This window comes from Arthrobacter sp. TMN-50 (assembly GCF_054511125.1).
In genome coordinates this window covers 384,700-409,941 of the sequence record NZ_JBTNDG010000001.1, presented here as the reverse complement: position 1 = coordinate 409,941, position 25,242 = coordinate 384,700, and the positions used below count along the sequence as shown (strand labels likewise).

Here is a 25,242-nt window from a genome sequence, read left to right as displayed (position 1 = left end):
CCGGACGGGCGTTAGGTGTTTAAGATCGGGATCGATCCCCTCTGAATTAGGATGTACATCGATGAGTAGATTATTCGGGACCGACGGGGTCCGAGGACTGGCCAATGAACTGATCACACCCGAGCTGGCCATGCGCCTGGCTCAGGCGGCTGCAGTGGTCCTGGGTCACAGCACCACTGACGGCAGGAGGCCCACCGCGGTTATTGCGCGGGATCCCCGCATCAGCGGCGACTTCATCGCCGCCGCCGTCGAGGCGGGCCTGGCCGGTGCGGGTGTCGACGTGTTCGACGCCGGCGTCCTCCCCACCCCCGCTGCGGCATTCCTGGTAGCCGACCTGGACGCCGACTTCGGCGTGATGATCTCCGCGTCCCACAACGCGGCGCCGGACAACGGGATCAAGTTCCTTGCGCGCGACGGGAAGAAGCTCGATGACCGGATCGAAGACGCTATTGAGCTTGAGCTCACTCGTCCCGCATTGCGGCCGATCGGCGCCGATGTTGGTCGGATTAAGCGCTTCGCCGACGCCGAGGACCGCTACGTGGTGCACCTCCTGCAGACCCTTCCGAACCGCCTGGACAACGTCAAAGTGGTGTTGGACTGCGCCAACGGTGCCGCTAGTGGCTGCTCGCCGCAGGTGTTCGCCGACGCCGGAGCTGAAATCGTCGTCATCGGCGCGGATCCGGACGGGATCAACATCAACGACGGCTGCGGTTCCACGCACCTGGGCCCCCTCCAGGCCGCAGTGCTCGAGCACGGCGCCGATCTGGGCATCGCCCACGACGGCGACGCCGACCGGTGCCTCGCCGTCGACCACGAGGGCAACATCGTTGACGGCGACCAGATCATGGCGATCATGGCGGTCGCGATGAACGCTGCAGGCACCCTGAAGGACAGCACGCTCGTGGCAACGGTGATGAGTAACCTCGGCTTGAAGCTCGCCCTCAGGGAGGCAGGGATCAGTCTGAGGGAAACCGGCGTCGGGGACCGGTATGTGCTTGAAGGAATGCGCGACGGCGGCTACAGCCTCGGCGGCGAACAGTCGGGCCACGTCATCTTCGCCGAGTACGCAACCACCGGCGACGGCGTCCTGACCGGTCTGCAGCTCGCAGCCCAGGTGGCACGCACCGGACGGTCGCTCAAAGAGCTGTCCCAAATCATGAACAAACTGCCGCAGGTACTTATCAACGTCAAAGGCGTCGATAAGGGAGCCGTAACCACCAACGAACACGTCCAGCAGGCAGTGCTTGAGGCACAGGAGGCACTGGGTGAAAGCGGCCGGGTGCTGCTTCGGCCGTCCGGCACCGAGCCCGTGGTACGGGTGATGGTGGAGGCCGCCGACATGGAAACCGCTCAGCTTACCGCTGATCGGCTCGCCGAGACTGTTCAGCTCCGGTTGGCTCTAACCCCGGCCTAGCGCGGGGCCGCGCGGCCCGTCCTGTTTCTAGGGCGGGCCTAGCGGCGGGTGGCGAGGCTGTCCCTGATCTCGGTCAGCAGCGCAATCTGCGGATCCACAGCGGCTTCCTCCTCGGTGATACCGAGTCGGCGGTGCCGATGTTCAATCATCTTGTTCATGGGCAGCACAATCCCGAAGTAGATTGCCGCGGCGACCAGCAGGAAGTTCACGACGGCGGTCAGTAGCACCCCGAATTGCACGTCGCCGAAGGCCAGGAAATGATCGAAGTTCTGCACCCCGAAGATGAGCGCGATCAGGGGCATCAGCACACTGTTGACCAGAGCCTGAACCACTGAGGTGAAGGCGGCGCCGATGACAACGGCGACCGCTAGGTCCACCACATTGCCCTTCATGATGAAATGACGAAATCCGTTTAGCATCCGCCTAGGATACCCGGCTGCCCGCAGTCCGGCAGTCGCGCTGCGTGTTATGTCTTACGAAGCAGCATTCGCCGCACTGAATGATCGGCTTCTTTGGTCAACACCAGTTGTGCTCTTCCACGGGTAGGCAGCACATTGGCCATCAGGTTCGGCTCGTTGATCCGGCGCCAAATGCCGAGGGCAGTCTCGCGCGCCTCGTCGTCGGTCAGGGACGCATACCGGTGGAAATAGGACAGCGGGTTAGCGAAGGCCCCGGTCCGCAGTGACTGAAAACGCTGGACGTACCACTGCTCGATGTAGGACGTTTTGGCGTCTACGTAGATGGAAAAGTCGAAGAAGTCGCTCAAAGCCAAACCCGACCGACCGTCGGCCCGGGTTCGGGCGGGGGCAAGCACGTTCAGGCCCTCCACGATCAGGACGTCGGGGCGCCGCACCACCACCTCACGGTCCGGCACAATGTTGTACGTCAGGTGGGAATACCAGGGGGCGCGCACTTCTTCGGCTCCGCTCTTGACCTCACTGACAAACCTGAGCAGCCGGCGCCGGTCGTATGACTCAGGGAAGCCCTTGCGCTGCATGAGGCCGCGCCGCTCCAGCTCATCATTCGGGTACAGGAAGCCGTCGGTCGTCACCAATTCCACGTTGGGGGTGTCAGGCCAGCGGCTTAGCAGCTCACGGAGCACCCTGGCCGTGGTGGACTTGCCGACCGCGACCGAACCGGCCACACCGATGACGAAGGGGGTGCGAGTGCGCTGCTCGCCCAGGAAGGTGGTGGTGGCGGCGTGCAGTTCGCCGGCCGCCGCAACGTACAGGGACAGGAGACGAGAGAGGGGAAGGTACACCTCGCGCACCTCATCAAGGTTGAGTTCATCGCCCAACCCCCGCAGCCGGAGAATGTCCTCCAGATTGAGGGGAGAGGTGATCTCGTTGGATAGCCGGGCCCAGGTCTGGCGATCCAATTCGACGAAGGGTGTGAAGTTGCTCTCCGCACCATTGCCCGCGGTCGCCCCGGGATTTGTTTCACTCACCGTCTGAATTGTGCCCGTTGGCGGCCCCAGATGCGAACCTTGCCCGAGTGGGGTGCCCCGATCCGACGGCACGCTGCGCCCGATACCCCGGGCTGACGGTAGTCTTAAGCCCATGTGTGGAATCGTAGGCTATGTAGGCCGAGCAACAGTGTCAGCAGACGGAACATCAGCGACGCATGGCGCGCTGGACGTTGTCATGGAGGGGCTTCGGCGCCTCGAGTACCGCGGTTACGATTCCGCCGGGGTTGCCGTCCTGACCCCCAACGGCGTCGAGTCACGTAAGAAGTCAGGCAAGCTGAGCAACCTGGTGGCCGAGCTTGAGGCCAGCCCGCTGCCCGCCTCAATGACCGGGATCGGCCACACCCGCTGGGCCACCCACGGTGCGCCCAACGACCTCAACGCCCACCCGCACCTCGCCGACAACGGGCGCCTTGCGGTCATCCACAACGGCATCATCGAGAACTTCGCCGAGCTCAAGGCAGCGCTGCTGGAACAGGGCGAAACCTTCCTGTCCGAGACCGACACCGAAGTGGCCGCCGCGCTGCTGGGCAGCATCTACCGCGAACTCACCTCCGCAGGGGACCAGGACCCCCTCAGCAACGCCATGCGCCAGGCCAGTCAGCGGCTGGAGGGTGCCTTTACCCTGCTCGCCGTGCACCAGGACTCACCCGGCGTCGTGGTTGCCGCCCGCCGGAACTCGCCACTCGTCGTCGGGCTTGGCGACGGCGAGAACTTCCTCGGCTCCGACGTCTCCGGCTTCATCGACTTCACCCGCCGCGCCGTAGAGCTGGGCCAGGACCAGGTGGTCACCATCACCCCCGACGAGGTCCTCATCACCGACTTCTTCGGCGCTCCCGCCACCGGCAAGGAATTCCACGTCGATTGGGACGCGGCGGCAGCGGAAAAGGGCGGTTACCCCTCCTTCATGGAGAAGGAAATCAACGACCAGCCCGACGCTGTTGCCCAGACGCTGCTCGGCCGTTCCGACGCCGCCGGCAAGCTGATCCTCGACGAACTGCGCATCGATGAGGCCATCCTGCGGTCAGTGGACAAGATTGTTGTGCTTGCTTGCGGCACGTCCGCCTACGCAGGCCAGGTGGCCAAGTACGCCATCGAACACTGGTGCCGCATCCCCACCGAGGTGGAGCTTTCCCACGAGTTCCGCTACCGGGATCCGATCGTCAACGAGAAGACCCTCGTAGTGGCCATCTCCCAGTCCGGCGAGACGATGGACACCCTGATGGCGGTGCGGTACGCCCGTGAACAGGGCGCCAAGGTGGTGGCAATCTGCAACACCAACGGGTCAACCATTCCCCGCGAATCCGACGCGGTGCTCTATACCCACGCGGGTCCCGAAATCGCCGTCGCCTCCACGAAGGCCTTCCTGGCGCAGATCACCGCAGCCTACCTGCTGGGCCTGTACCTGGCTCAGCTGCGCGGCAACAAGTTCGGAGACGAGATTGCCGACGTTCTGGCTGACCTGGCGGACATGCCGGCGAAGATCCAGAACATCCTGGACAACGCCGACAAGGTCAAGAAGCTGGCCCGCGAGATGGCCAATGCCAAATCGGTGCTCTTCCTGGGCCGCCACGTCGGGTTCCCGGTAGCGATGGAGGGTGCGCTGAAGCTCAAGGAGCTCGCCTACATCCACGCCGAAGGGTTCGCGGCCGGCGAACTCAAGCACGGTCCCATCGCACTGATCGAGGAAGGCCAGCCCGTCGTCGTCGTCGTTCCCTCACCGAACGGCAGGGACTCCCTGCACGCCAAGGTGGTCTCGAACATCCAGGAGATCCGCGCCCGCGGCGCCGTCACCATTGTGATCGCCGAGGAAGGGGACGCGTCTGTGGAGGCCTACGCCGAGCACGTGTTCTACGTGCCGAAGACTCCCACCCTGCTGGCACCGCTGCTAACCACCGTGCCGCTGCAGATCTTCGCCTGCGAACTGGCCTCGGCCAAGGGTTACGACGTCGATCAGCCCCGTAACCTGGCCAAGTCAGTCACCGTTGAGTAACTGCCAATGATCGTGGGCATCGGCGTTGACGTGGTGGACGTTGACCGGTTCGGCAGGCAGCTGGAGCGGACGCCTGGCCTGCGTGAGCGGTTGTTCGTGCCGGCGGAGCGGGCGCTGAATCTGCGCTCGCTCGCCGCGCGGTTTGCCGCCAAGGAGGCGGTGGCCAAGGCGCTGGGGGCTCCGGCGGGCATGAACTGGCAGGACTGCTGGATCGGGCTCAACGCCGCCGGCAGCCCCACGGTTGAGGTCAAGGGAACCGTTGCGACGGCAGCAGTGCTGAAGGGCGTTCACCGCTGGCACCTCTCGCTCAGTCATGACGGAGGGGTCGCGACGGCGATGGTGGTCGCCGAGGCAGCGCCCGTGGCATCCGCACCCCGTCCGCCGGGATAGACTCCTCAGTATGCTTAGTGCCTATTCGGGCAGTGCGATCCGTTCGGCTGAAGCCCCCCTCCTCGCGGCCGGGCACAGCGACGCCTTGATGCAGCGTGCGGCTTATGGACTCTACGCCGCCGCTGCGGCGGAACTGACCGGCAGTACCGGCGGCTGTTATGGCCGGACGGCTGTCATTCTTGCCGGTAGCGGCAACAATGCTGGAGACGCTCTCTTTGCGGCGGCCCGACTGGCAAACAGGGGTGTCCGCACCACAGCAGTCCTGATGTCCGGATCCACCCACCCGCAGGCGCTCGACGCATTTCAGCGCGCCGGCGGCCGGGTCGAATGGCTCACCCCCGCGTCCGCCGATAATCTCTTGAGGTCCAGCACCGACGCCGACCTGATCATCGACGGCATCCTGGGAATCGGCGGCACCGGCGCCCTGCGCGAACCTGCCGCCAGTTTCGTCCGCGGGCTCGCCGCGACGGCCACCGGCCTCGTCCTCGCGTGCGACCTTCCCAGCGGTCTCGACGCCGACACGGGCGTGGTCAACGACCCGGTGCTCCGCGCCGACCGGACCATCACCTTTGGGGCACTCAAAGCCGGGCTTCTCACGGGGCCCGGGGCGCGGGCCGCCGGACGGGTCACCGTCGTCGACATTGGGCTGGACCCAACCCTGCCGGAACCGGGGGTGTACCGCCTGGAACCGGGCGACGTCGCCGCCCTGTACCGCCGTCCGCGTCCCACCGACCACAAGTACACCCGCGGGGTGCTCGGCATCGCCGCAGGGTCAGCCAAATACCCCGGTGCAGCCGTGCTGGCTACCGGCGCTGCCCTGGCCACCGGACTGGGCATGGTCAGATATCTGGGCCCGCGGTCGGTCTCGGACCTGGTCAACAGGACCCACCCGGAAGCCGTCTGCTCGCAGGAAACGGTCAAGGGATCCCACGTGCAGGCGTGGCTGGTGGGGCCGGGCGCCGAAGACGACCCGGAGCAGCGGAAACGAGCCCGCGACGCCATCTCCTCTGGGCTGCCGACAGTGGTCGACGCCGGCGCGCTGCCCCTGCTGCCCCGCAGGCTGGGACCCCAGGTAATCCTGACCCCCCACGCCGGCGAACTGCAGGCGGTCCTGGCCAGCCATCGGGTCAAGGCGACCCGCCACGACATTGAAGCGACCCCGGCCGACTACGCGCGCACGGCGGCTCAGCTCACCGGCGCCACCGTGCTGCTGAAGGGCGCAGTAACCGTGGTGGCGTCGCCGTCGGGCATGCTGTTCAGCCAGGACGACGCGACCCCCTGGCTCGCCACCGCAGGGTCGGGGGACACGCTCTCCGGCATCCTCGGTGCCCTCGTGGCGACGCTCGCCGACGATGACGGCGACGCTGCCGTCGAGCGTATCGGCGTCCCGGTCCAGGACAAGTGGGCGGCCGTCGCCGCGGGGGCAGCACTGCTGCACGGCCTGGCGGGAAGGCGGGCGGCCGGCTTCGGACCCGTGATGGTCTCGGAGTTGCCGAGGTACGTCGGCGAGGTCCTCGCGGACCTGCTCAGCGGCCCCCCGCCCAGGACACAATTCACCCAATAGTCACCCAGTTGCGCTATGAAGGTAGCTGGACCGTTCACTTTTCGACCTCACGAAATACCCACATCAGGAGAACACATGGAACTTTGGCCCGGCGAAGCGTACCCCTTGGGCGCCACCTATGACGGCACCGGCACCAACTTTGCGCTGTACAGCGAGATCGCCGACAGGGTGGAGCTCTGCCTGTTCGAGGACGACGGCACCGAAACCCGCGTGCACCTCAACGAGGTGGACGGCTACGTTTGGCACGGGTACCTGCCGCACATTGTCCCCGGCCAGAAGTACGGCTACCGCGTCCACGGTCCCAACGCCCCCGAAGAGGGCCACCGCTGCAACCCGAACAAGCTCCTCCTGGACCCGTATGCGAAGGCCGTCCACGGTCAGATGGACTGGGACCCCGCGCTGTTCGGCTACAACTTCGGCGACGAAAATTCCGTCAACAACGACGACTCGGCACCCCACATGATGCTCGGCGTCGTCGTGAACCCCTTCTTCGACTGGGACGGCGACCGGAAACCGCGGATTCCCTACCACCAGTCGGTCATCTACGAAGCCCACGTCAAGGGCCTCACCCAACTGCACCCCGAGGTCCCCGAGGACCAGCGCGGCACCTACGCAGGCGTCGCGCACCCCGCCGTCATCTCCCACCTGCAGAAGCTGGGCATCACCGCCATCGAGCTGATGCCCGTGCACCAGTTCGTCAATGACAGCACGCTCCAGGAAAAGGGCCTCACCAACTACTGGGGCTACAACACCATCGGCTTCTTCGCGCCACACAACACCTACGGCTCCGCCGGTGACACCGGCGAACAGGTCCAGGAGTTCAAGGCCATGGTGCGCGAACTCCACCTTGCGGGCATCGAAGTGATTCTTGACGTCGTGTACAACCACACCGCCGAGGGCAACCACATGGGTCCCACCCTGTCGATGCGCGGCATTGACAACTCCGCGTATTACCGGCTCGTCGAGGACGACAAAAAGTACTACATGGATTACACCGGAACCGGTAACTCACTCAACGTTGGCAACCCGCACTCCCTGCAGTTGCTCATGGACTCGCTGCGTTACTGGGTGACCGAGATGCACGTCGACGGTTTCCGCTTCGACCTGGCGTCCACCCTGGCCCGCGAGTTCTACGACGTCGACCGCCTGTCAGCGTTCTTCGAACTGGTCCAGCAGGACCCTGTGGTATCGCAGGTGAAGCTCATCGCCGAGCCATGGGACGTTGGACCTGGCGGCTACCAGGTGGGCAACTTCCCACCCCAGTGGACCGAATGGAACGGCAAGTACCGCGACACGGTGCGCGACTTCTGGCGCGGAGAGCCATCAACCCTGGGCGAGTTCGCCTCACGCCTGACCGGCTCAGCAGACCTTTACGAGCAGTCAGCCCGCCGGCCGGTCGCGTCGATCAACTTTGTCACCGCCCACGACGGCTTCACCATTCGCGACCTCGTGTCCTACAACGAGAAGCACAACGACGCCAACGGTGAAGACAACAACGACGGCGAAACCCACAACCGCTCCTGGAACTGCGGCGAGGAAGGACCCTCCGACAACCCCGAAGTCAACACCCTCAGGGTCCGTCAGCAGCGCAACTTCATCGCCACGCTGCTGCTCTCGCAGGGCGTCCCGATGCTGCTGCACGGTGACGAGGTGGGACGCACCCAGCAGGGCAATAACAACACGTACGCCCAGGACTCCGAGCTGAGCTGGATTCACTGGGATCAGGTGGACCAGCCGCTGCTCGAATTTACTGCCGCAGTGAACCGGCTGCGGTCGGAACACCCAACCTTCCGCCGTCGCCGCTTCTTCGACGGCCGGCCCGTCCGACGCGGCGAGGGCGAGGTGCTGCCGGACATCGTATGGCTGGGCACCGACGGCTCCGTGATGGCGCCCGAGGACTGGGACACCGGTTTCGGTCGATCCATCGGCGTGTTCCTCAACGGACAGGGCATCTCGGGCCGTGACGCCCGCGGACAGCGGATCACCGACCAGAACTTCCTGCTGCTCTTCAACGCCAGCGACGAGCCGGTCGATTTCACCCTCCCGCAGCAGGAGTACGCTCCGGCCTGGGACGAGGTCATCGATACTGCCGGTAAGTTCGCCGACTCGGACGCCATTCCGGCTGAAGCCACCATCACCCTTGAAGCCAAATCAATGGTGGTGCTGCGTGCCCACGCCGAAACCGAGGATCTTGACCACTCGGTGGCAGCGTCACTGGCAGTCCTGGCTAACGCACACCAGCCCGGCGGCGCCTAACCGCCAGGGTTCCAGACCACCGGCCCCGCAGTAGCAGGCATTACCCATCAGCACCAGTTCAGGAGTACATGCATGAGGACCCCGAAGTCGACCTACCGGTTGCAGATCCGATCCGAGTTCGACCTCAGGGCTGCCGCGGCGGTGGTGCCCTACCTGCGGGACCTCGGCGTGGACTGGGTGTATCTGTCGCCGGTGTTGACCGCTGAACGGGGGTCGGGGCACGGGTATGACGTCACCGATCCCACGGCTGTTGACCCGGAGCGCGGCGGACGGGACGCCTTTGTGGCGCTCTCGGACGCCGCGCACGCGGCGGGGCTCGGGGTGCTGGTGGACATTGTGCCGAACCACCTGGGGGTGCAGACCCCCGCGCAGAACCCCTGGTGGTCCGCGCTGCTCAAGGGCGGGCAGGATTCGCCCTATGCCGAGGCCTTCGACGTCGACTGGGAGGCGGCAGGTGGGAAAATCCGCCTCCCGGTCCTCGGCGACGGCGATGATGAGTTGGCTGCCCTGGAGCTCGACGGCGGGGAGCTGCGGTATTACGACCACCGCTTCCCGATCGCCGACGGCAGCTACGAAACCGGCGACACGGCCCAGGCTGTGCACGCCCGCCAGCATTACGAGCTGGTGAACTGGCGTCGAGCGGACAGCGAGCTGAACTACCGGCGTTTCTTTGGCGTGAACACCCTGGCGGGCCTCCGCGTCGAAGTACCCCGCGTGTTTGATGAATCCCACAGCGAGATTCGCAGCTGGTTTGAGGAGTCCCTGGTGGACGGGCTCCGGATCGATCATCCGGACGGACTCGCCGACCCCGCCGGGTACCTGGACCGGCTCCGCGAGCTCACCGGCGGGGCCTATGTCCTGGTCGAGAAGATCCTCGAGCCGGGGGAGACCCTGCCCGCCGACTGGGCCAGCGAGGGCACCACCGGGTATGACGCACTCGCTGATATTGACCGCTTGTTTGTTGACCCGGCCGGGCAGGCCACGCTCGAACGCATCGCCCCAGCCGAGGATTTCCATTCGATGATCCACGGCACGAAGCGGGGGATCGCCGACGGCATCCTCCGATCCGAGGTGCTGCGGTTGACCCGGTTGGTTCCTGCCGATGCGGGCCTCGATCCCGAGGACGCTGCCGACGCGATCGCCGAACTACTGGCGTGTTTCCCGGTCTACCGGAGCTACCTCCCCGGGGGCGCCGAATACCTCGACGACGCCGTCGTCTCAGCCCAGGTGCATCGCCCCGACCTGGCCGTCACCCTGACCGCACTGCACGGACTGCTGAACCCGTACCTGGCCGACCCCGATGCGATTCTCACGGAACTGGCCATCCGGTTCCAGCAGACCTCCGGCATGGTGATGGCCAAGGGCGTCGAGGACACCGCGTTCTACCGGTACAACCGGCTGACGTCCCTCAACGAGGTGGGCGCCGACCCCTCGGTCTTCTCGATCAACCCGGTGGACATGCACAACCGGCTGCTGCGGCGCCAGCGCGACAACCCACTGTCCATGACAGCGCTCAGCACCCACGACACCAAACGCAGCGAGGACACCCGCGCCCGGATCAGCGTGCTCTCCGAAATGGCCGACGAGTGGGCTCGAATTATTGGCCAACTCGACGACGCGGAACCCCTGGGCGACCCGGCCTTCTCCTCACTGCTCTGGCAGGCCATGATCGGTGCGTGGCCGCTGAGCCGCGAACGGGCCCACGCCTACGTGGAAAAGGCCTCCCGCGAAGCCGACTCAAGCACCCACTGGACGGCGCCCAACGAGGCCTTCGAGGAGCGCATGCACGCCGCGGTCGACGCCGCCTACGACATCCCGGCCGTCACCACACTGATCACCGATTTGGTGGCGAAGATCAAGGGCTACGGCTGGTCCAACTCGCTGAGCGCCAAGCTGCTGCAGCTGACCATGCCGGGCGTGCCTGACGTGTATCAGGGCTCGGAATTCTGGGAAGACTCGCTGGTGGACCCCGACAACCGCCGGCCGGTGGACTTCGAGGCTCGAAAGCAGTCGCTGGTCAATCTGGCCTTCGGCGCGCTGCCCGCCATCGACGAGTCGGCGGTAGCGAAGCTCCTCGTCGTCTCGCGGGCGCTGAAACTGCGCCGCGACCGCCCCGAATTGTTCGACGGGTACACCGCCATCGCCACGACCGGTGAGGCGGCCGACCACGTGTTTGCGTTCGACCGCGGTGGAGCGCTCACCCTGGTCACCCGGCTGCCGCTGGGCCTGGAACGGCGGGGCGGCTGGCAGGGAACCGCCGTCGTCCTGCCGGAGGGCCAGTACAGCTGCGCCATTACCGGGGCGTCGTTCTCCGGCGGCCCGGTCCCGGCCGGAACCATTTTCGAGACCTACCCAGTGGCACTGCTCGTCAAGGAGGACCCATCATGAGAAACCCGTTCGACGTCTGGGCGCCCAAAGCCACCACCCTGTCGCTGACGGCAGGAGGTGCCACCACACCCATGATCCAGGCCGACGGCGGCTGGTGGACCGCCGACGCGCCACCGTCGGGATCCGCGGGTACCGACTACGGGTATTTGGTGGACGGCGCCACGACGCCGATCCCCGACCCGCGATCCCGCCGCCAGCCCGACGGCGTGCACGGGCTCTCCCGGACCTTCGACCCCGGCGCCCACTCCTGGCAGGACGGCTCCTGGGTCTCACCCGGGCTCAACGGGGGAGTGATCTACGAACTGCACATCGGGACGTTCACCCCGGCGGGCACCTTCGACGCGGCGATCGAGAAGCTTGACTACCTGGTGGAGCTCGGCGTGCAACACGTCGAGCTGCTCCCGGTCAACGCCTTCAACGGCACCCATAACTGGGGCTACGACGGCGTTCTCTGGTTCGCCGTGCAGGAAACCTATGGCGGACCCGCCGGGTACCAGCGGTTCGTCGACGCAGCGCACCAGCGGGGCCTCGGCGTGATCCAGGACGTGGTCCACAACCATCTCGGCCCCAGCGGCAACTACCTCGGCCAGTTCGCCCCCTACCTGACGGAGGGCAAAGCCAACACCTGGGGTGACTCCCTCAACCTTGACGGGCCCCTCTCCGATGAGGTCCGGCGCTACCTCCTGGATAACATCCTCATGTGGTTCCGCGACTACCACGTTGACGGTCTGCGCCTGGACGCGGTGCACGCCCTGCACGACGAGCGCGCCACCCATATTCTTGAAGAATTTGCGGAGGAAACCGACCGGTGTGCCACGGAACTGGGCAAACCCCTGTTCCTGATCGCCGAGTCCGACCTGAACAATCCGCGGCTCATCACGGCGCGGACTTCCGGAGGTTACGGGCTCGCCGGGCAGTGGAGCGACGACTTCCACCACGCCGTACACGTCAATGTCACCGGTGAAACCACCGGCTACTATGAGGACTTCGACTCCGTGGCAGCCCTGGCCAAGGTTATGGAACACGGGTTCTTCCATAACGGAACCTACTCGTCCTTCAGGGAACGCGGGCACGGGCGTCCCATCGATCCGGCCCTGGTGTCGGCCCACCAACTGGTGGTCTGCACCCAGAACCACGACCAGATCGGCAACCGGGCGGCCGGCGACCGGATGGGCGCAACGGTGAGCTATGCGCAGCTGGCCCAGGCGGCCGTGTTGAATCTCGCCGGGCCTTTCACCCCGATGCTGTTCATGGGGGAGGAATACGGTGCCTCCACTCCGTGGCCCTTCTTCACCTCCCACCCCGAACCGGAGTTGGGCAAAGCAACCGCCGAAGGCCGCCTGCGTGAGTTCGAGCGGATGGGCTGGGACGCCGACACGGTACCCAACCCGCAGGACCCGGCAACGTTCGCGTCGGCCAAGCTGGACTGGGCAGAGGTCGAGACCGGCGACCACGCCCGCCTCCTGGACCTGTACCGACACCTGATCCGGCTCCGCCGCGAGACCCCCGACCTGTCGAACCCGGACTTCACCGCCGTGTCGGTGGAGTTCAGGGAGCCCGAGAAGTGGTTGGCCATCCGCCGTGGGGGGACCGTCGTCGTCGTCAACCTGGCCGACGACGAGCGCACCATCGACGTGGACGAGGCGCGTGTCCTGCTCTCGAGCGTTCCGGGTGAGGCGTTGGAGGCCGGACGCCTGACGCTGCCACCCCGCGGATCAGCCATCCTCGGCTGAGCCCGACGCCACATCGCACTGCCCCAAAAACCTGCCCCAAGACCTAGGAGAGACCATGACCTACCATCCCGCCGATGACCGTTACGACTCAATGCCCTACCGCAGGGTAGGCCGCAGCGGCCTGCAGTTGCCCGCAGTGTCCCTGGGCCTCTGGCACAACTTTGGGGATGACAAGCCGTTCGCGACGCAGCGCGACATCCTGCGCCGCGCCTTCGACCTTGGCGTCACTCATTTCGACCTGGCGAACAACTACGGGCCACCAGCCGGGAGCGCCGAAACCAACTTTGGGCGCCACCTCAAGGACGATTTTGCGCCGTTCCGCGACGAACTGGTCATTTCCAGCAAGGCTGGCTACGACATGTGGCCGGGACCTTACGGTGAGTGGGGATCCCGGAAGTACCTGCTGGCGAGCCTCGACCAGTCGTTGAACCGGATGGGCCTGGACTACGTGGACATCTTCTACAGCCACCGACCAGACCCCAACACCCCGCTGGAAGAGACCATGGGCGCTCTGGACACGGCTGTGCGCTCGGGCCGGGCTCTCTACGCGGGTATTTCGTCCTATTCGCCGGAGAAGACTGTTGAGGCGGCCGCGATCCTGCGGGACCTTGGCACGCCGCTGCTGATCCACCAGCCCTCCTACTCCATGCTCAACCGCTGGGTGGAGGATGGTACCCCCAACCTCCCGGAGGTGCTGGAGCAGGAGGGTGTCGGATCGATCGCGTTCTCACCACTGGCCCAGGGACTGCTGACCGACCGCTATCTCGACGGCATCCCCGAGGGGTCGCGGGCAGCGTCCGACAAGTCGCTCTCCGAAGCCCACCTTTCGGAGGACAACCTGCGCCGGGTACGCGGACTCAACTCCATCGCGCAGGGCCGTGGGCAGTCGTTGGCGCAGCTGGCGATTGCCTGGATCCTGCGGGAGCAGTCCAAGGGTAGTGCCATCACGTCGGCGCTGATTGGCGCCTCGAGCGTCTCGCAGTTGGAGAACAGCCTTGCCGCAGTGAAGAACCTCGACTTCAGCCAGGATGAGCTGACGGCCATCGATGAGTTTGCCGTCGAGTCGGACATCAACCTGTGGGCCAAGGCTCTCGACGCGTAACCCGATGTCCGACGCCGCTGGGCTGGGCGTCCGGTCTGCCACCGATGACGACTGGCCGGCCCTCTGGGCCATCATGGAGCCGGTGGTGCGTGCCGGTGAAACGTATTGCTGGGACCCCGGGATGGGCGAGGCGCAGGCCCGGGCCGAATGGCTGGCCCCCGCCGACCCGACGATGCGGGTGTACGTTGCCGAGACAACTGGCTCCGGAGTTGCGAGTGTCGGCGGCATCGGTCTCGGTGGCGTCGTCGTCGGTACGGCTCAGCTGCATGCGAACCGTGCTGGCGGCGGATCGCACGTAGCCAACGCGAGTTTCATGGTGGCGGCCGACGCCGGCGGCCGGGGCGTCGGCCGTTTGCTGGCCGAGCACGTCCTTGCGGAAGCTCGGGTACAGGGCTACCGCGCGATGCAGTTCAACGCGGTGGTGGAAACGAACACCCGGGCGGTCCGGTTGTGGGAATCGCTGGGCATGCGTACCCTCACCACCATTCCAGGGGGGTTCAGGCACCCGGTTGAGGGCTTTGTGGGCCTGCGCATCATGTTCAGGGACCTGTAGCTCACCTACGCGCTGCGGGCTGGTTCCAGAAGGCGGCCAGAGCAGGGAACGCCCGCTCATACCCTGTGAGCAGCCGCGAAGCAGCGTGGGCCGAGTCGATCAGCGGATGCAGCAGGAACGCCCGCAACGCCGAATCACGGTCGGCGTGCACCGCAGCCTGGACCACGGCTTCCTCCACGGCCAGCACCTGTGCCATCAGACCCAGCTGATGCGGGGTGAGGGCGCCGGTGGGTAGCGGCGTTGCGCCGGTCCGGTCCAGATGGGCAGGAAGTTCGACGACGGCGTCCGCCGGCAACGCGGGGAGAACACCCCCGTTGCGCACGTTAACGATCAACTCGGCGGCCTCGCCCGTCAGCAGCGCCCGCATCGCCGCAAGGGCGATCCGCTCGTACCCGCCACCGGCCAGGTCGGACTCGTCGCGCTCCTCCGCCTCCGGACGGGCCTCCGCGAGGTAACCCTCCTCGCGGGCCAACCGCGCCCCCTCCCAGCTGGCGAACGGTTCGGGTGTCGTCAACAACTCGGCGTACAGCTGTTCCTGCTGGCGGTGCAGAAACACGCCGCGGGTTTCGGCGGCGCCGGCCAAAGCCCGCACTGCCTCACGATGGTAGTAGTAATAAAACAGGTACTCGTTGGGCACCGCACGCAGGAGTCTCGGCAAATCCGGCCCAAAAACCCTGCCCTCCTCGAAGGAGGCGAGGCGCCACGGGTCGGCCAGCAGCGCTGGGAGCCGGTCGACGCCGTCGTGCGTCAGACCCCGCAACCAGCCGAGGTGATTCAGGCCGACATAGTCGACGCCGCTGAGCGAACCCTCCAGCAGAGGCACGCCGGCTGCAGCGGCGGACCGAGACACGAGTCCGGATGCCGAGTCGCAAATCCCAATCGCCCGATCGCCAAGGATAGTCTGAACCGCCCTGGTCACCATGCCCGCCGGGTTAGTGAAATTGATCAACCAGGCGGTGGGGCAGACACGCCGCATGGATTCGGCGACTGCCAGCATTTGCGGTACCGACCGCAGCGCGTAGGAGATCCCGCCTGCGCCCACCGTCTCCTGCCCCAGCAGACCCTCATCCAGTGCGACACGCTCGTCGAGTACCCGGCCCGCAGCGCCCCCGCTTCGGATGGCGGCGAAGACGACGTCGGCTCCGGCCAGGGCCGCATCGAGATCGGCTGTGGCCGCGAGCTGGGGCCGGTCTGAGCCAGCGGGCAGCGGCATGGCTTGCAACACCCGGGAGATCGCCGTCAACCGGTCCGGGTCCGAATCGTGCAGGGCCACCTGATCAATCACCCCCGCGAACTGCCCCGCTGACAGTGCCCGGTACACCAGGGGCACCCGGAAGCCACCGCCGCCCACTATGACCAGTTTCATGAAACCCTCCAGGGAGTCGGTGTGTCCTGCGCTGGCGTTCGGTGTCCGCCACAGAGACCTCTGCGTCACAGGGATGCTGCGCGCCGGGAGCCTAAGAGTATTGTGCCGTACATGGGTACCGCGCACCGTTTTGATCCTCTGGCTGTCAGCCGCTCCGCGTCCGACCCGGAGTTCGACCTGCTACTCAGCGGATCGGTCTTCCTCGACATTGTTTTTACCGGCCTCGAGCAGCTGCCGACCCCCGGCACCGAGGTCTGGGCCGACGGGATGGGATCCTGCCCCGGCGGCGTGGCCAACCAGGCGATCGCGGCGAGCCGCCTCGGGTTGCGCACTACGCTCTCAGCCGCGTTCGGCGACGACGGGTACGGTGACTACAACAAGGGAATCCTGCGCGATCAGGAGCACGTTGACCTGTCCCGGTCGAGAACTTTCGAGAACTGGCATTCACCGGTGACCGTCTCCCTGTCGGTGCAGCGCGACCGTTCGATGGTTACTCATGGCCATCCGTCACCGGCCTCGGCCACCGAGCTGGTGGGTGACCCGCCGCCACGGTGCCGGGCCGCCGTCGTCAGCGTTGAACCGGAGCTGGAGCCGTGGGCCCTCGCTGCACAGGCCAATGGAACCAGGCTGTTCGGTGATGTGGGCTGGGATCCGACCGGGCAGTGGTCGGGGAGTGCCCTGGATACGCTGCAGTATTTTCACGCGTTCATGCCCAACGACAGTGAGGCGATGGCCTATACCCGCACCGATGACCCCTGGGCAGCGCTGTATGCGCTCGCCGACCGGGTACCGGTGGCGGTGGTCACGGTGGGGCAGCAGGGGGCTATTGCCATCGACTCACTGACGGGTGAGGAGGAATGGGTGCCCGCGCTGCCGGTGAAAGCCTATGACCCCACCGGTGCCGGCGACTGCTTCGGCGCGGCGTTTGTGATGGGTGACCTGGCCGGGTTCTCCCTGGCGGACCGGTTACGGTTCGCCAACCTGTGTGCCGCCCTGTCGGTGCAGGAGGTTGGCGGGTCCCTTGCCGCACCCGGGTGGGGGGACATCGCGGACTGGTGGCACCGGATGAGCGAATCCCGTGACAAGGTCCGCAAGCAGTGGCTGAGGCGCTACGAGTTCCTCGAGCACCTGGTCTCGGGAGTCCCGCTGGAGGCAGTGCGTCGGGCCTCGGCGACCATCGCCCACCAGTCCGACGCGTGATCCGGCCGCGCGTGACTTGCCGCGAACCGGTCGTCTGCGCGGGAATGACAGAATAGAGCGGTGAGTTTCTTAACTGATCCCCCGGTCGTTGAACGGCGGGTGGAGATAGATCTGGACGCGGTGCGCCACAACGTCAGGCACATTGCCGACGTCGTCAGCCCGGCCCGCCTGATGGCAGTGGTCAAGGCCGATGGCTACGGGCACGGGGCGCTGCAGGTGGCCCGCGCCGCTTTGGAATCGGGCGCCTCCTGGCTGGGGGTCGCCCACATTTCCGAGGCTCTCAACCTCCGCGAGGCAGGCATCGAAGCCCCCATTCTCGCCTGGCTGCACACGGTCGAGTCCGACTTTGGGGCCGCAATCCGGAACGGCATCGACATTGGCGTATCCGGGTGGGAGCTGGACTACGTGGTGGCGGCCGCCCGGCTACAGGAACGGCCCGCGCGGGTTCAGTTGAAGATCGACACCGGGCTGGGCCGCAACGGCTGCCCGCCGGAAGAGTGGGACACGCTCATCGGCCGGGCACTGGAGCAGCAGGAAGAGGGGCTCCTCCGGGTGGTCGGGATTTTCTCCCACCTGGCTGTAGCCGACGAACCGGAGCGCCACGAAACCGACGACCAGATCCGCCGCTTCCGTGAGGCGGTGGCGGTAGCCGAGGATGCCGGCGTCGACGTCGAACTCCGGCACCTCGCCAACACCCCCGGCGCACTGTCCCGCCCCGACACCCACTTCGACCTGGTGCGGGTGGGGCTCGGCATCTACGGGCTCTCACCGTTCCATGGCCAGAGTTCGGCGGCTCTGGGTCTGCGTCCGGCGATGAGGTTTGTGACGTCGGTGGCCAGCTGCAAGGAAGTCCCCGCCGGTCAGGGAGTCTCCTACGGCCTCACCTACCGCACCACGCAGCCCACCACCCTGGCCCTGATCCCGGTGGGCTACGCCGACGGCGTCCCCCGGGTCGCCACCGGAGCGCCGGTACTGGTGGCGGGTCGCCAGTATCCGGTGGTCGGCCGGATCGCGATGGATCAGCTGGTGATAGACCTCCAGATCACCGGGATTGTCGGCACCGACCGGAGCCCCCTGGGGCACCCCGCAGTCCTGTTTGGTGGAAGCCCGACGGAACCCAGCGCCGACGACTGGGCCGCCGCCAGCCGGTCCATTAACTACGAAATCGTGACACGGATCAGCGGGCGCGTCCCGCGCACCTACCTGAACGGGACAGTCGCCAGTGCAGACCAGTAACGCCACGGACACGCAGCAGTGGAAGCGCAGCTTCACCGTCCAGTCGGCGGCTGAGCTGCAGCGGTTCGCGACTGCCTTGGGTGTTGACCTCGTCGCCGGGGACCTGCTGATCCTTTCCGGCAGCCTGGGTGCGGGAAAGACCACCTTCACCCAGGGCCTGGGTCAGGGATTGGGTGTCCGGTCGGGCATTATTTCACCCACCTTCGTGCTGGTCCGGGTGCACCCGTCCCTCACCGGCGGGCCCGCACTGGTGCACGCCGACGCCTACCGGCTCGAGTCTCCCGCCGACATTGATGACCTCGACCTGGAATCCAGCATGGACTCGGGCGTCACCGTGGTGGAATGGGGTGCCGGGCGGGTGGAGCACCTGGCGGAGAGCCGCCTGAACATTCACCTTGAACGACCCTCGCGTGCTGGTAGCCCGGAACAGGACGGCGGACTTGACGATGACGGCGAGCTCTACGACGACGACGAGCCTCGGCGGGTGCTCATCGAGGGCTTCGGTCCTCGCTGGGCGAATACGCCGCCCGCCGTCGCGGCGCTGGATTAGGCTGGCAGGATGTTGATTCTGTCCCTCGATACCTCCGCCGCGGCGAGTGCCGCGCTAGTGCGAGACGGCGTCGTCATTGGACAGTTCGCCACCGAGGACACCCGGACCCACGCGGAGGTGCTTGCCCCCGCCGTCGCTGACCTGCTGGCCGACGCGAATGTCGCCGGAGTGGACCTCGACGCCATCGTGGTGGGCGTTGGGCCGGGACCTTTCACCGGGCTGCGTGCTGGCCTGGCCACGGCCAGGACTCTCGCCTACGTCTGGGAGGTGCCCCTGCACGGCGTGATGAGCCTCGACTCGATCGCCGAGGACGCTGGTGCGCACGCCGTATCCGGGGATTTCCTGATCGCCACCGACGCACGGCGGAAAGAGGTCTACTGGGCCAGCTACCGCGCCGACGGCGGCGTCCCTGCTCTTACGGCAGGCCCACAGGTTGGCGCGCCGACGTCGCTCCCTAACCTTCCCGCCTATGGGAAAGGCGCCGGACTGTACCCCGAGGCGCTGGCCGGCGTGGAGGGGTTCACCGACGTCCACCCGTCGGCAGCAGCCCTGGGACGCTCGGCGTACCGCAGGCTCTCCGCAGGGCTGAAGCTATTGGACACGACACCGCTTTACCTGCGGGAGTCCGACGCGCGGGTTCCCGGCCCCCGGAAGCGGGCCACCGCATGAGCTTCTCCCTGCGCGACCTGCTGCTCGCTGACGTTCCCGCCGTCGCACGGCTTGAGGTGGAACTGTTCCCCATCGACGCCTGGCCGCTGGAAATGTTCCTCGATGAGGTGTCCCAGACCGAAACACGCCGCTACCTTCTCGCCGAGAGCGAGGGCCGGCTGGTGGGCTACGCCGGAGTGATGTGCATTGACACGACGGCTGATATCCAGACAATCGGCGTCCTCCCCGAATGCGAAGGGAAGGGTATCGGGACCGCGATGCTAACCGAACTGCTGGCCGAAGCCCGCCACCGCGGCGCCACCGAGGTGCTGCTCGAGGTGCGGGCCGACAACCCCCGGGCGCAGAAACTGTATACCCTGACCGGATTCGAGCACATTCACACCCGGCGCAAGTACTACCGCGACGGCGTCGACGCCTGGGTGATGAGGTTGATTCTGTGAACCGTGATAATCCGCTGGTCCTTGGCATCGAATCGTCCTGCGACGAGACCGGCGTCGGCATCGTCCGCGGGACGCACTTGCTTACCAATACGGTGTCGTCGTCAATGGATGAACATGTCCGGTTTGGGGGTGTGATTCCGGAGATCGCTTCCCGGGCACACCTCGATGCGTTTGTGCCGACCCTACGGCAGGCGCTCGCCGACGCCGACGTCGCGCTGGCGGAGATCGATGCCATCGCCGTGACTTCCGGCCCCGGATTGTCCGGCGCGCTGATGGTGGGAGTCTCCGCGGCGAAGGCATTGGCGCTCGCCACGGGTAAACCCCTGTACGCCGTGAACCACCTCGTGGCCCATGTGGGTGTGGGCGTGCTGGGCTCGGCGTTCCCGAAGGGTCTTCCCCCGAATCTTGGGGCCCTGCTGGTCTCGGGTGGACACACGGAGATCCTGCGGGTCAACAACCTCGCCTCCGACGTCGATCTGCTGGGGTGCACCATCGACGACGCCGCTGGTGAAGCCTACGACAAGGTGGCCCGGATCCTGGGCCTGGGTTACCCGGGTGGCCCGGCGATCGACCGTCTCGCCGCGGCGGGCAATCCGAAAACGATCCGCTTCCCGCGGGGGCTGACGCAGCCAAAATACCTGGGGACGGCCGAACAGCCCGGACCGCATCGGTACGATTTTTCGTTCAGCGGCCTGAAAACTGCCGTCGCCCGCTGCGTGGAGCAGTACGAGGCCGACGGCGTCGACCTCCCGGTCGCCGACATCGCCGCGTCCTTCCAGGAGGCCGTCGTTGACGTGATTACCTCCAAGGCGGTGCTGGCGTGCCGTGAGCACGGGATCACCAACCTGCTGCTCGGCGGCGGGGTGGCGGCCAACTCGCGGCTGCGGACCCTGACCGCCCAGCGTTGCGCGGCCGCGGGAATCACCCTGACGGTCCCGCCACTGTCGTTATGCACCGACAACGGTGCAATGGTGGCGGCACTGGGGGCCCAGATCGTGATGAACGGCGGAGAACCCACCGGGCTGCGCTTCGCGACCGACTCCTCGCTGCCCGTCACCAGCGTCTACGCCTAAAGTTCTCAATCCCGGGTGCGGTGTGGGGGCTACTGGCGAAGCTGCGCCACCATGTCGAGGACGACGGCGCTGAGGTCGCCGTCGTGCTCGGCTGCTATCCGGCGCTGACGCTGATAGCCGGCGCCGCGGGAAAGAATCTTTTCCACGTCGCCGAGTTCCTCGACGCAGCCCAGCTTTTTCGCTACCGGCTGCAGCCGATCAAGCACCTCCACCAGATGCTCGGTGACCAGTTGCTCGTTGCCCTTGGCATCAAGGATGATGATCGCCTCCATCCCGTACCGGGCCGCACGCCATTTGTTTTCCTGCACGTGCCAGGGCGGCATGGTGGGGATGGTCCCGCCGTTGTCGAGGGTGGCGGAAAACTCGTCGACCAGGCACTGGGTCAGCGCGGCAATCGCCCCGACGTCTTCGAGGGTGGACAGCCCGTCACACACCCGCATCTCGATGGTTCCCAGGTTTCCCACCGGGCGCACATCCCACCGAATCTCGTTCACCGCGTCGATCACTCCCGTGGTGAACATGTCCTGCACGTAGGACTCGTACTCCGTCCAGTTCGGGAACTGGAAGGGTAGCCCGGCCGTGGGTAGCTGCTGGAACATTAAGGCGCGCTGCGACGCGTAGCCGGTGTCTTCGCCTCCCCAGAACGGGGACGACGCCGACAGGGCCTGAAAATGCGGCACATAGTTCACCAGACCGTCGAGGACCGGCATCGCCTTGTCCCGGTGGTCGAGCCCCACATGCACATGAACCCCATAAATGACCATCTGCTGGCCCCACCACTGGGTGCGGTCGATCAGCTTGTAGTAGCGCTCCTTATCGGTTACCGGCTGGGACCGCGGCACACTGAACGGGTGCGACCCAGCGGAGAAGAGCTCAACGCCCATCGGATCGGTGACCTCACGGACGGCCGCCAGGGAACGGGACAGGTCGGCTTTCGCGTCGGCCACCGTGTGGCAGATCCCCGTCACCAACTCGACCGTGTTCAGGAGCAGCTCCTGCTTGATGTGCGGGTGTTCCTCATCCTCCTGCAACTCGGGGTGGTTGGCTGCCACCCCACGCAGGACCTGATTGGCCACCGACACCAGCTCGCCGTTGTAACGGTCCACCAGGGCGAGTTCCCATTCCACGCCAAGCGTGGACTGTGCTGACTGTGCGAATTCGATCTTCATGGGCTGGCTCCTGACCGGTACCGGACTACTGGAAAATTCTGCCTCGATATCACGTCATCCGCGGAAGAGAACTGTCCCAATATTAGAGCAGGAGTAGCATCGATACAGTGAAAAGCGCAGCCCACCGGGCGAACACTGGGAATCAAACACGCCGTCGAGGCTTACGCCTCACAGGATTAGCGGTTCTCGCTCTCCTGCTCGTGACGGCCTGTACCCCCGCCGGAAATGGCGGCGGCACCCCCATCGCTGAGACCGGTCCGTCGTCGTCGCCCGAACCGTCAGCGTCGCCCGAACCGTCGGCGTCACCGGCAGCCAGAGACTCGTTGCCCTGGGGGCCAAGTTCGCAGAATTACGACGACGCCGCCGCTGCCGTTGGCGCAATGACCACGGAGGAGCGGGCCGGGCAGGTGATCGTGGGGTTCTACGCGGGCACCGACCCTGCCAGCCAGGAACAAGCGATCAGGGACCTGCACCTCGCGGGCAGCATCATCATGGGCGATAACGTGCCGCTCTCCGCTGACGGTGCGGTGGATCCCATGGCCATGGCAGCCGTGACCGGATCACTGGCGGCGGCAGTAGCCGAGGACGGCAGGACCTGGCCAGCGGTCATCTCCGTGGATCAGGAAGGCGGGCAGGTAGCCCGGCTCGGCGGGCCTTTGACCCGCTGGCCGACGCCGATGACCTACGGTGCCGCGGGTGACCCGGAACTCGTCGAGACGTCCATGACGGCGATGAACTCCGAGCTGGCGGGACTCGGCTTCACCATGAACCATGCGCCGTCGGTGGACGTCACGACGGGAGCGGACGACCCGACAATCGGCGCACGGGCCTACTCGGATGATCCGGTCCTGGTCGGCGAACTGGGGACCGCCGCGGTGACCGGGATGCTGGAAGCTGGGGTGTTGCCCAGTGTGAAGCACTTCCCCGGGCACGGTTCAGTGCCGGCCGATTCCCACCTCGAACTGCCCGTCCAGACCGCGACCCTCGAGAACCTGCAGGGCCGCGACTGGGCTCCCTTCGAGGCAGCGGTCGATTCGGGAGTGCCCGTCATGATGATGGGCCATATTGCCGTGGAGGCGCTGGACCCGGGGGTGCCGTCGTCGGTGTCGGCTCCCAACTATGCGGCGCTGCGCGGTCTGGGCTTCGACGGGGTAGTAGCCACTGATGCGTTGAACATGGCGGCAGTGGAACAGCTCTACCCCGGCGGGCAGGCCGCCACCCGGGCCCTTGCAGCAGGAGCCGATCTGCTTCTGATGCCCACCGACACCTACGCCGCCCACGCGGGAATCGTCGCGGCCATCGACGACGGTAGCCTTCCCAGCGAACGACTGATCGAAGCCGCCACCCGGGTGGTCACCCTGATGTTGTGGCAGGCAGATTTGGCAACCGACGCGGTCACCGCCGCGCCCGGGGAGCAGACCGGGGCCAGCGCTGCGGCATCCGCGGCGGCAATCACCCTGCTTACCGGGCAGTGTGAGGGGGATCTGTTGAACGGCACCGCCTCACTGGTGGGCGGGACGGAAACCGACCGGCAGCGCTTCACCGAGGCCGCTGGTGAACGTGGCGTCACCGTGGGACCAGGAGGGACGACGGTGTCCCTGGTCGGCGCCGGAGGCGGTGCGGCGCCCGCCGGAATCGCCGTCGCACTTGATGCGCCCTGGTGGTTGACGGCCGTGGACGCACCCGTGAAGATTGCTGCCTACGGAAACACGCCGGGAACCTTTGCCGCCGTCCTCGACGTCCTGACGGGTGCTGCACCGGCACCCGGACGCTTGCCCGTTGAGACGGCCGGATACGCCGCCGGGACCGGGTGCTGACGCCGCCCCCAGCAAGGGGCCGAGCGTACCCTTGAATGATGTCCACCCCCGCCCGCCAGCCGAAGCGCAGACGGCTCCGCCGCGTGCTGCTGACAACGCTGCTGGGGCTCGTGGTCAGCCTCGGCACTGCCGCTGCGGTTCTGCTGACGCCGTCGCCCGTCGAAGAGGCGGAGGTGGCGGCGGTCCGGGCTGACCCGGCGGTGCGGGTGATAGACCGGGAGGGCTATATCGCCCTACTGCCGGCTGACGGCACGGCGGAGACCGCGATGATCTTCTACCCTGGAGCACGCACCGTAGCCGATGCCTACCTGCCTTCCTGGGCACCGATCGTTGACGCCACGGGGGTAGCCGTGTACCTGGCCAAGATGCCGTTCGGGTTCGCCTCGCTCCGGGACGATGCCGCGCAGGACATTATCGCTGCGGAACCTGCGGTGGACACCTGGTGGATCGGCGGCCATTCGCTGGGCGGGATCACGGCGGCGCGCTATGCCGACACCCACCCGGATTTTGAGGGGCTCTTGCTGTGGGCGGCGTTCCCCGAACGTGATGTTGTCCTGACGGATGTGCCGGCGCTTGAGGTGCTGGCGGTGACCGGGAGTAAGGATGAGATTGTTCCCACCGAGGTGGTGCGGGAGCGGCTCGCGGTATCAGCGGGCGACGCCGACGTCGTCGAAATTGATGGGATGGAACATAGCCAGTTTGGTGCCTACCGGTCTATTTTCGGCGACGGCGACCCCACGGTTTCCGACGACGACGCCCGGCGGATGCTTACCCGGGTGACCACCGGGTTCCTGCGGTCGGTCGCCCCTGCCCGCTGAATGGGGCTGTGGAGGGACATGGGCGTCCATGCCCCTCCACAGCCCC

The 25,242-nt window shown here is 66.4% G+C and carries 21 protein-coding genes; 17 read left to right on the top strand and 4 right to left on the bottom strand.

Annotated elements, in window-relative coordinates; genetic code table 11:
- The first annotated feature begins 61 nt into the window (after positions 1–61).
- A complete protein-coding gene (gene glmM / locus ACX80A_RS01915; protein ID WP_459258007.1) occupies positions 62–1,414 on the top strand; it encodes a phosphoglucosamine mutase in 1,353 nt (450 codons plus the stop codon).
- Between the two features lie 38 nt (positions 1,415–1,452).
- Here glmM and mscL read toward each other — a convergent pair whose 3' ends face one another.
- The gene (gene mscL / locus ACX80A_RS01910; RefSeq protein ID WP_459258006.1) at positions 1,453–1,833 is read right to left on the bottom strand and encodes a large conductance mechanosensitive channel protein MscL; all 381 of its coding nucleotides are present in this window, start codon (positions 1,831–1,833) and stop codon (positions 1,453–1,455) included.
- 47 nt (positions 1,834–1,880) lie between these two features.
- Positions 1,881–2,861, bottom strand: a complete 981-nt coding sequence (coaA, locus tag ACX80A_RS01905; RefSeq protein ID WP_459258005.1) for a type I pantothenate kinase — start codon at positions 2,859–2,861, stop codon at positions 1,881–1,883.
- Between the two features lie 112 nt (positions 2,862–2,973).
- Between coaA and glmS the strand changes: the two genes are divergently transcribed.
- The 8 genes from glmS to ACX80A_RS01865 all read left to right on the top strand — a co-directional run bounded on the left by glmS (position 2,974) and on the right by ACX80A_RS01865 (position 14,858).
- On the top strand, positions 2,974–4,872 hold the full coding sequence (gene glmS, locus ACX80A_RS01900; RefSeq protein WP_459258004.1) for a glutamine--fructose-6-phosphate transaminase (isomerizing): 1,899 nt from the start codon (positions 2,974–2,976) through the stop codon (positions 4,870–4,872).
- Positions 4,873–4,878: 6 nt separating this feature from the next.
- Positions 4,879–5,262 (top strand): holo-ACP synthase, encoded by a 384-nt coding sequence (locus ACX80A_RS01895; protein ID WP_459258003.1) that lies wholly within the window; start codon positions 4,879–4,881, stop codon positions 5,260–5,262.
- A gap of 10 nt (positions 5,263–5,272) precedes the next feature.
- The gene (locus ACX80A_RS01890; protein WP_459258002.1) at positions 5,273–6,826 is read left to right on the top strand and encodes an NAD(P)H-hydrate epimerase; all 1,554 of its coding nucleotides are present in this window, start codon (positions 5,273–5,275) and stop codon (positions 6,824–6,826) included.
- 75 nt (positions 6,827–6,901) lie between these two features.
- On the top strand, positions 6,902–9,082 hold the full coding sequence (glgX, locus tag ACX80A_RS01885; RefSeq protein WP_459258001.1) for a glycogen debranching protein GlgX: 2,181 nt from the start codon (positions 6,902–6,904) through the stop codon (positions 9,080–9,082).
- 72 nt (positions 9,083–9,154) lie between these two features.
- The gene (gene treY / locus ACX80A_RS01880) at positions 9,155–11,470 is read left to right on the top strand and encodes a malto-oligosyltrehalose synthase (protein ID WP_459258000.1); all 2,316 of its coding nucleotides are present in this window, start codon (positions 9,155–9,157) and stop codon (positions 11,468–11,470) included.
- Positions 11,467–13,203, top strand: coding sequence for a malto-oligosyltrehalose trehalohydrolase (gene treZ / locus ACX80A_RS01875; protein WP_459257999.1), 1,737 nt, complete (start codon positions 11,467–11,469; stop codon positions 13,201–13,203). The genes treY and treZ overlap by 4 nt, the downstream gene beginning before the upstream one ends.
- A 55-nt stretch (positions 13,204–13,258) precedes the next feature.
- Positions 13,259–14,305 (top strand): L-glyceraldehyde 3-phosphate reductase, encoded by a 1,047-nt coding sequence (gene mgrA / locus ACX80A_RS01870; RefSeq protein ID WP_459257998.1) that lies wholly within the window; start codon positions 13,259–13,261, stop codon positions 14,303–14,305.
- A 4-nt stretch (positions 14,306–14,309) separates the two neighbouring features.
- Positions 14,310–14,858 (top strand): GNAT family N-acetyltransferase, encoded by a 549-nt coding sequence (locus ACX80A_RS01865; protein ID WP_459257997.1) that lies wholly within the window; start codon positions 14,310–14,312, stop codon positions 14,856–14,858.
- A gap of 1 nt (position 14,859) precedes the next feature.
- Here ACX80A_RS01865 and ACX80A_RS01860 read toward each other — a convergent pair whose 3' ends face one another.
- Positions 14,860–16,224 carry a family 4 glycosyl hydrolase gene (locus tag ACX80A_RS01860; RefSeq protein ID WP_459257996.1) on the bottom strand — a complete coding sequence of 455 codons (1,365 nt, stop codon included), beginning with the start codon at positions 16,222–16,224 and terminating at the stop codon, positions 14,860–14,862.
- A 111-nt stretch (positions 16,225–16,335) separates the two neighbouring features.
- On the opposite strand from ACX80A_RS01860, the gene ACX80A_RS01855 reads away from it, so the two are divergent.
- The 6 genes from ACX80A_RS01855 to tsaD are packed head-to-tail and all read left to right on the top strand — an operon-like array spanning position 16,336 to position 21,392.
- Positions 16,336–17,424, top strand: a complete 1,089-nt coding sequence (locus ACX80A_RS01855) for a carbohydrate kinase family protein (RefSeq protein ID WP_459257995.1) — start codon at positions 16,336–16,338, stop codon at positions 17,422–17,424.
- Positions 17,425–17,484: 60 nt separating this feature from the next.
- The gene (alr, locus tag ACX80A_RS01850; protein ID WP_459257994.1) at positions 17,485–18,660 is read left to right on the top strand and encodes an alanine racemase; all 1,176 of its coding nucleotides are present in this window, start codon (positions 17,485–17,487) and stop codon (positions 18,658–18,660) included.
- Positions 18,647–19,210, top strand: a complete 564-nt coding sequence (gene tsaE, locus ACX80A_RS01845) for a tRNA (adenosine(37)-N6)-threonylcarbamoyltransferase complex ATPase subunit type 1 TsaE (protein ID WP_459257993.1) — start codon at positions 18,647–18,649, stop codon at positions 19,208–19,210. Before alr ends, tsaE begins: the two co-directional genes overlap by 14 nt.
- A gap of 9 nt (positions 19,211–19,219) precedes the next feature.
- Positions 19,220–19,879 (top strand): tRNA (adenosine(37)-N6)-threonylcarbamoyltransferase complex dimerization subunit type 1 TsaB, encoded by a 660-nt coding sequence (tsaB, locus tag ACX80A_RS01840; RefSeq protein ID WP_459257992.1) that lies wholly within the window; start codon positions 19,220–19,222, stop codon positions 19,877–19,879.
- Positions 19,876–20,319, top strand: coding sequence for a ribosomal protein S18-alanine N-acetyltransferase (gene rimI / locus ACX80A_RS01835; RefSeq protein WP_459257991.1), 444 nt, complete (start codon positions 19,876–19,878; stop codon positions 20,317–20,319). Before tsaB ends, rimI begins: the two co-directional genes overlap by 4 nt.
- Positions 20,316–21,392: a tRNA (adenosine(37)-N6)-threonylcarbamoyltransferase complex transferase subunit TsaD gene (gene tsaD, locus ACX80A_RS01830; RefSeq protein WP_459257990.1), complete on the top strand. Its 1,077-nt coding sequence runs from the start codon at positions 20,316–20,318 to the stop codon at positions 21,390–21,392. Before rimI ends, tsaD begins: the two co-directional genes overlap by 4 nt.
- 29 nt (positions 21,393–21,421) lie before the next feature.
- On the opposite strand, the gene ACX80A_RS01825 is transcribed toward tsaD, so the two are convergent.
- Positions 21,422–22,561, bottom strand: coding sequence for a glutamate--cysteine ligase (locus ACX80A_RS01825; RefSeq protein ID WP_459257989.1), 1,140 nt, complete (start codon positions 22,559–22,561; stop codon positions 21,422–21,424).
- Positions 22,562–22,761: 200 nt separating this feature from the next.
- On the opposite strand from ACX80A_RS01825, the gene ACX80A_RS01820 reads away from it, so the two are divergent.
- A complete protein-coding gene (locus tag ACX80A_RS01820) occupies positions 22,762–24,378 on the top strand; it encodes a glycoside hydrolase family 3 N-terminal domain-containing protein (protein WP_459257988.1) in 1,617 nt (538 codons plus the stop codon).
- A 38-nt stretch (positions 24,379–24,416) separates the two neighbouring features.
- A complete protein-coding gene (locus ACX80A_RS01815) occupies positions 24,417–25,196 on the top strand; it encodes an alpha/beta hydrolase (protein ID WP_459257987.1) in 780 nt (259 codons plus the stop codon).
- Positions 25,197–25,242: the final 46 nt, after the last annotated feature.

What these genes read in the sequence shown, in the direction of transcription:
- mgrA (WP_459257998.1), top strand. Translation starts at nt 13,259, where the DNA reads ATGACCTACCATCCCGCCGATGACCGTTACGACTCAATGCCCTACCGC.
- tsaB (WP_459257992.1), top strand. Translation starts at nt 19,220, where the DNA reads ATGTTGATTCTGTCCCTCGATACCTCCGCCGCGGCGAGTGCCGCGCTA.
- mscL (WP_459258006.1), bottom strand. Translation starts at nt 1,833, where the DNA reads ATGCTAAACGGATTTCGTCATTTCATCATGAAGGGCAATGTGGTGGAC.
- glmM (WP_459258007.1), top strand. Translation starts at nt 62, where the DNA reads ATGAGTAGATTATTCGGGACCGACGGGGTCCGAGGACTGGCCAATGAA.
- ACX80A_RS01895 (WP_459258003.1), top strand. Translation starts at nt 4,879, where the DNA reads ATGATCGTGGGCATCGGCGTTGACGTGGTGGACGTTGACCGGTTCGGC.
- treY (WP_459258000.1), top strand. Translation starts at nt 9,155, where the DNA reads ATGAGGACCCCGAAGTCGACCTACCGGTTGCAGATCCGATCCGAGTTC.
- glgX (WP_459258001.1), top strand. Translation starts at nt 6,902, where the DNA reads ATGGAACTTTGGCCCGGCGAAGCGTACCCCTTGGGCGCCACCTATGAC.
- glmS (WP_459258004.1), top strand. Translation starts at nt 2,974, where the DNA reads ATGTGTGGAATCGTAGGCTATGTAGGCCGAGCAACAGTGTCAGCAGAC.
- ACX80A_RS01860 (WP_459257996.1), bottom strand. Translation starts at nt 16,224, where the DNA reads ATGAAACTGGTCATAGTGGGCGGCGGTGGCTTCCGGGTGCCCCTGGTG.
- ACX80A_RS01825 (WP_459257989.1), bottom strand. Translation starts at nt 22,561, where the DNA reads ATGAAGATCGAATTCGCACAGTCAGCACAGTCCACGCTTGGCGTGGAA.
- ACX80A_RS01890 (WP_459258002.1), top strand. Translation starts at nt 5,273, where the DNA reads ATGCTTAGTGCCTATTCGGGCAGTGCGATCCGTTCGGCTGAAGCCCCC.
- treZ (WP_459257999.1), top strand. Translation starts at nt 11,467, where the DNA reads ATGAGAAACCCGTTCGACGTCTGGGCGCCCAAAGCCACCACCCTGTCG.
- ACX80A_RS01855 (WP_459257995.1), top strand. Translation starts at nt 16,336, where the DNA reads ATGGGTACCGCGCACCGTTTTGATCCTCTGGCTGTCAGCCGCTCCGCG.
- ACX80A_RS01815 (WP_459257987.1), top strand. Translation starts at nt 24,417, where the DNA reads ATGTCCACCCCCGCCCGCCAGCCGAAGCGCAGACGGCTCCGCCGCGTG.
- ACX80A_RS01865 (WP_459257997.1), top strand. Translation starts at nt 14,310, where the DNA reads ATGTCCGACGCCGCTGGGCTGGGCGTCCGGTCTGCCACCGATGACGAC.
- rimI (WP_459257991.1), top strand. Translation starts at nt 19,876, where the DNA reads ATGAGCTTCTCCCTGCGCGACCTGCTGCTCGCTGACGTTCCCGCCGTC.